Consider the following 5,701-nt stretch of genomic DNA (forward strand, 5'->3'; position numbering starts at 1 on the left):
GGCCCGCCGGCGGCGTGCCGGCTTCCGGGTGGGCGGCGATTGCCGCCTCGAGCGCGGCCGTGTCCATGGCGCGAAGGCGGCCGCTGACGGGAATGCGCACGAGATTGTCCTCGCCGATGCCGGACACCCAGATCGCCCGGTCGATCGACGTGTGCACCTGGTCGGAGGAGTAGATGCGCAGCCGCGCCTGCCCTGCCAGGCCCTGTTTGTTGCCTTGCCAGTCGAGTGCCCGTTCGCGCATGGTCAGCACCGCGGCCAACGTCGCCGATGAGGCTGAATCCTGGATTACGCCCGAGAAGCCTTCCGGCAGACCGAGCGCCTGGCGCATCCAGTCGACGGTGCGCGTTTCGAGTTCGGTCGCCGCCGGCGACGTCTGCCACAGCATGCATTGCGCGGCCATCGCCGAAACCAGATATTCCGCCACCACCGAAACCGGCGCCGCATTGGCCGGGAAATAGGCGAAGAAGCGCGGATGCTGCCAATGGGTCATTCCCGGCAGGATCTTCTCTTCGAAATCGGCGAAGATCCGGTCCATCGGTTCGGCGTCTTCGGGCGGCGAAACCTCGATGCTTCTAGAAATGGCGCCGGGTTCTACCAGTGGCCGCACGGGGCGGTCGCGCAGATTGTTGCGATAGTCAACGCCCCAGTCGGCGGCGCGCCGCGACCATTGCCGGAAATCATCATTGTTCATCCTGTCCTCCCGACATGATCCATCGCTACCATCCGTCGCGGTTGGTCTCTTATTAATTAACGCGTGAAATATATGCAACCAGCAAGAGATGCCGCACGCCTTAGCCAGGGAAATCCGGCAGGCTGGCAAAAGCCGTCTTCAGCGCATTCGACCAGCCATCGGAGATCGTGCGGTAATACTGGTCGTCCTGGCCGATCCGCTTCTTCAATCCGACCTTGAAAGCGTCCTTCTCCAGGAAGAGCAGGTCGAGCGGCAAGCCGACAGACAGGTTCGACTTCAACGTCGAATCGAACGACACCAAAAGCAGCTTCACCGTCTCGGCGAGGCTCATCGTCTTTTCGTAGGCGCGGATGATGATCGGCTTGCCGTATTTGGTCTCGCCTATCTGGAAGAACGGCGTGTCATCGGTCGATTCGATGAAATTGCCTTCGGGATAGATCATGAACAGGCGCGGCTCGCTGCCCTTGATCTGACCGCCGAGGATGAAGGACGCATTGAAATAGGAATCCGCCTTCTCGCCAGCGGGTGACGAATTGGCGATGACCTCCTTGACCGTGTCGCCAACAATGCGGACCGTTTGGTACATCGACGGCGTTTCGAGCAGTGTGGAATGTCTTTCGGAGATTGCCTTGGTGCGCTCGTCAAGCAGGCTGACCACGGCCTGCGTCGTCGCCAGATTGCCCGCCGACATCAAAACGATGACGCGTTCGCCCGGCTCTTCCCAGACATGCATCTTGCGAAAGGTGGAGATGGAATCCATGCCTGCATTGGTGCGCGTGTCGGACATGAACACGAGCCCGCGATCGATCTTCAGGCCAACGCAATAGGTCATGGAATCTCTTCTAGAGCAATTCCAGGAAAAGTGTGAAGCGGTTTTCCGTCCGGAATTGCGTTAAAACAAAGGGATAGAGCGGTTCGGGGTTCCTTGAAACGATGAACCGCTCGGCAGCAATCTTGCGGAGGATTACTGCTCCACCGTGACGGTGACCGCAAGCTGTTCTTCCGCCTGTCCCAGCCGAATTCCCGACACCGGCGTGGCGTCGCGGTAATCGCGGCCCGTCGCCACCTTTACATAGCGCTCGTCGGGCGAGATGCCATTGGCGGCATCGAAGGCAACCCAGCCGAGACCCGAAACATGCGCTTCGGCCCAGGCATGGCTGGCCGCCTGCTCGACCGTCGCATCCAGCATCAGATAGCCGCTGACATAGCGGGCCGGAAAGCCCATGGCACGGGCGGCGGCGGCAAAGATATGGGTATGATCCTGGCAGACCCCGGTCTTGAGCGCCAAGGCTTCCTCCGCCGGCGTCGTCGCATTGGTCGTGCCGGGCGTGTAGGCGACGCGCTCTCCGATGACAGCCGTCAGCCGGTGCAGCCGTTCGATGTCGCTGCCCTTGCCAACCGATGCGGCGAGTTCGCGGATACCGCTGCCGATCACCGTCAATGGTGTCTCATGGCTGTACAGCCAGAGCGGCGTGAAGCCCTGGTGTGGCCCCGAGACGCCCGCGGTGTCGCGCGTCACCACTTCGCCCGACGCCTCCACCGTGATGAAGTCGCGCTCGCCCTCGACGCTCAACAGCCTTGTGTCGTTGCCGAAATGGTCGACAAAGCGGACCTCTTCGCGCGCGCCTTCGATCGCCAGAGCCCAGGACAGAACGGTCTGCGTCGACCCGCTGACTGGAAGCAGCCGCAGCCGCTGCAACAGATAGTGCACCGGCGTATCGTAACGGTACTCAGTTCGGTGGGTAATCTTCAGCCGCATGCTTCTATTCCGTTTGTGAGCGCGATCTCCGGACAAACGGTTTCCGTTTGTCTAAGAAAACCGGCTCCACCTTTCGGGACCATGCTCAATTGAACCGATAATCTTGTGCGATTTCGTCGCCCAGCTTGGTGTTGTCGCGAATGAAATTGGCCAGGAATTCATGCAGCCCGGTATCGAAGATATCCTTGATCGACCCGGCTCTCAGCATTGTCTGCGTCTTCTCGGCCGTTGCGTGGCAGGCATGGCGCTCGCCGTAATCGTCGCCGAGGAATTTCAGATGCTCCGACAGGAAGCGATAGCAGAACATCAGCGAACGCGGCATGCGGACATTGAGGATCAGATAGTCGGCAATGTTGGTCGGCTTGTAATCAGCATCGTAGACCCAGCGATAGGAGCGATGCGCCGAGACCGAACGCAGGATCGATTCCCACTGATAATTGTCGAGCGTCGAGCCAACCCAGGAGATCGACGGCAGCAGCACATAATATTTCACGTCGAGGATGCGCGCCGTGTTGTCGGCGCGCTCGACGTAAGTGCCGAGTTGCGAGAAGTCGAAGATCTCGTTGCGCAGCATGGTGCCGTAGAACGAGCCGCGGATCAGCGCCGTCTCGCGCTTGATGGCGTCGAGCACGCTTGGCAGGTCGCGCTCGTCGATCGGCTTGGCCAGCATCCGCTTCAGCGCCATCCAGGCTTCGTTGATGCTTTCCCAGGTCTCGCGCGTCAGCGCGGTGCGCACCATGCGGGCATTGTTGCGGGCTGTCTCGATGGACGACATCGTGCTCGATGGGTTCGACGTGTCGCGCAACAGGAAGTCGGCGACATTGGCGGCGGTATAGTCGGAATATTTCTGGCTGAAGGTGACGTCGGAACCAGCGCTGAGCAGCACCGAATTCCACTCTTCCGAGGCGCTTTGGGTGCGGGTCAGCGCCATGCGCAGGCCGGCATCGACCAAGCGCGCCATGTTTTCCGCCCGCTCGATATAGCGGTTCATCCAATAGAGCCCGTTTGCGGTGCGGCCTAAAAGCATGAAGTGGCCCTTCGGGCTAGTGAGTAGCGAATAGTGAGCAGTGAATATTAAGCAATTGAATCTCAATGAAATATGGCATTTCCTGTCCCTCTATTTCCGCTACTGACTACTGACTATTCCCTACTCACTCGTCTCAATCATCCAACACCCAAGTATCTTTCGTCCCGCCGCCCTGCGACGAGTTCACAACCAGCGAACCTTCCTTCAACGCGACGCGTGTGAGGCCCCCAGGCACGATCTGGATGCGGTCGGAGACCAGCACATAGGGCCTGAGATCGACGTGGCGCGGCGCCAGCCCTTTTTCCGTCAGGATCGGGCATGTCGACAGCGCCAGCGTCGGCTGGGCAATATAATTCGATGGCTTGGCCGCCAACTTCTTGGCGAAGGTCTCGCATTCCTTCTTGGTTGCCGCAGGCCCGACCAGCATGCCGTAGCCGCCGGAACCGTGCACTTCCTTGATCACCAGCTCGTCGATGTGTTCGAGCACGTATTTCAGGCTGTCGGGCTCCGAGCAGCGCCAGGTCGGAATGTTGCCCAGGATTGCCTTGCGACCGGTGTAGAACTCGATGATCTCGGGCATGTAGGAATAGATCGCCTTGTCGTCGGCTATGCCGGTGCCCGGCGCATTGGCGATGGTGATGTTGCCGGCGCGATAGACATCCATGATGCCGGGTATGCCGAGAGCGGAATCCGGACGGAACGTCAGCGGGTCGAGGAAAGAATCATCGACGCGGCGGTAGAGCACATCGATCTGCTTGTAGCCTTCCGTCGTGCGCATGGCGACATGGCCGTCGACCACGCGCAGGTCCTGGCCTTCGACCAGTTGCACGCCCATCTGGTCGGCAAGGAAGGCGTGTTCGAAATAGGCGGAATTGAAGCTGCCGGGCGTCAGCACCGCAATGGTCGGCGCACCTTTGGTGCTTTGCGGCCGCACCGCCGCCAGCGACTGGCGCAGAAGCTGCGGGTAGTTTTCCACCGGCCGCACCTTGATCTTCTGGAACAGCTCGGGGAACAGCTGCATCATCGTCTCGCGGTTCTCCAGCATGTAGGAGACGCCGGACGGCGTGCGCGCATTGTCCTCCAGCACGTAGAACTCGTCCTCCGAGATGCGGACGATGTCGACGCCGATGATGTGGGTATAGACGCCGGCCGGCGGCCTGACCCCGATCATCTCCGGCAGGAATGCCTCATTCCTGGCGATCAATTCCCTGGGTACGCGCCCTGCCCGCAGGATTTCCTGGCGATGGTAGATGTCGTCGAGGAAGGCGTTCAGCGCCTGCACGCGCTGCTCGATGCCCTGCGTGAGGCGCCGCCATTCATTGCCTGAAATGATGCGGGGAACGATGTCGAACGGGATCAGCCGCTCGGAGGCTTCTTGCTCACCATAGACGGCGAAGGTGATGCCGGTCTTGCGGAAGACGCGTTCAGCGTCCTGCATCTTCTCGGTCAGCCTGGCTGGATCCTGCTCCTTCAGCCAGCGATCATACGCCGAATACGGTCTTCTCAATCCGGAGACTTCCGGAAGCATTTCATCGAACGCTGCCAATCGCATACTCCCCTGTGACGCCATTTCACTGGCGTCGCCGGAGAAAATCAAGCGCAATCGGTGATTTGGGAGATACGGGCGATCAGTATGTTGCGCCTGCCTAAAATTGAGGCAGCTGAAATATGACCTTGATCAGCCTTTGCCTCGTGCCCGGGCAAATGCGTTTACCGGCTAGAAAGCACGGAACGTGACGACGGTGAACGTGTCCTTGATGCCGGGGAGAATCTGCACCTTTTCGTTGACGAAATGGCCGACGTCTTCCTCGTCGTCGACATAGAATTTGGCGAGCAGATCGTAGTTGCCGGCGGTGGAGTAGATTTCCGAGGCGATCTCGGCATCGGCAAGCGCGCTGGCAACCTCATAGGATTTGCCGAGCTCGCATTTGATCTGCACGAAAAACGCCTTCATGGCTTCGTCCCGCTAAACGTCCAAGTCCAGCGGCCCTTCTGGCAGACTGGAGGCGGGCTTTCAAGCGCTGGAATCCGTACTCTGCCGGCCCAGGCCTGGGCTGCGACCTGCCGCAGCTCTCCGCCAGCATGCAACCTGCCGCCGAGCGCCAGCGATTATTCGCGATCGCTGAAACCGCGATGCGCTGCCAAGCGTATGTTATGATGCGTCTTCGGACAGCACCATTTCAAGGGAAGATGTTTCGCGGGACAACGGAGACAGGCCATGCGC

Annotated in this window: 6 protein-coding genes; all 6 read right to left on the reverse strand. The window is 60.1% G+C overall.

All coding sequences use genetic code 11. The annotated features are described in order from the left end of the window. Positions 1–691 (reverse strand): pyridoxal-dependent decarboxylase (locus tag EN994_RS15220; RefSeq protein WP_164745934.1); only part of this gene is annotated, 691 nt, incomplete at its 3' end. A gap of 100 nt (positions 692–791) precedes the next feature. After that, positions 792–1,523, reverse strand: a complete 732-nt coding sequence (locus EN994_RS15225; RefSeq protein WP_013531816.1) for a peptidase — start codon at positions 1,521–1,523, stop codon at positions 792–794. Between the two features lie 132 nt (positions 1,524–1,655). Next, a complete protein-coding gene (locus EN994_RS15230) occupies positions 1,656–2,450 on the reverse strand; it encodes a transglutaminase family protein (protein ID WP_063167943.1) in 795 nt (264 codons plus the stop codon). 85 nt (positions 2,451–2,535) lie between these two features. Beyond that, the gene (locus tag EN994_RS15235; protein WP_024503501.1) at positions 2,536–3,477 is read right to left on the reverse strand and encodes an alpha-E domain-containing protein; all 942 of its coding nucleotides are present in this window, start codon (positions 3,475–3,477) and stop codon (positions 2,536–2,538) included. 133 nt (positions 3,478–3,610) lie between these two features. Beyond that, positions 3,611–5,023 carry a circularly permuted type 2 ATP-grasp protein gene (locus tag EN994_RS15240; RefSeq protein ID WP_024503502.1) on the reverse strand — a complete coding sequence of 471 codons (1,413 nt, stop codon included), beginning with the start codon at positions 5,021–5,023 and terminating at the stop codon, positions 3,611–3,613. A gap of 171 nt (positions 5,024–5,194) precedes the next feature. Then, positions 5,195–5,431, reverse strand: a complete 237-nt coding sequence (locus EN994_RS15245) for an Lrp/AsnC family transcriptional regulator (protein ID WP_010909609.1) — start codon at positions 5,429–5,431, stop codon at positions 5,195–5,197. Between the last annotated feature and the right edge of the window lie 270 nt (positions 5,432–5,701).

This window comes from Mesorhizobium sp. M7A.F.Ca.CA.002.09.1.1 (assembly GCF_003998555.1).
GTDB lineage: Bacteria > Pseudomonadota > Alphaproteobacteria > Rhizobiales > Rhizobiaceae > Mesorhizobium > Mesorhizobium ciceri.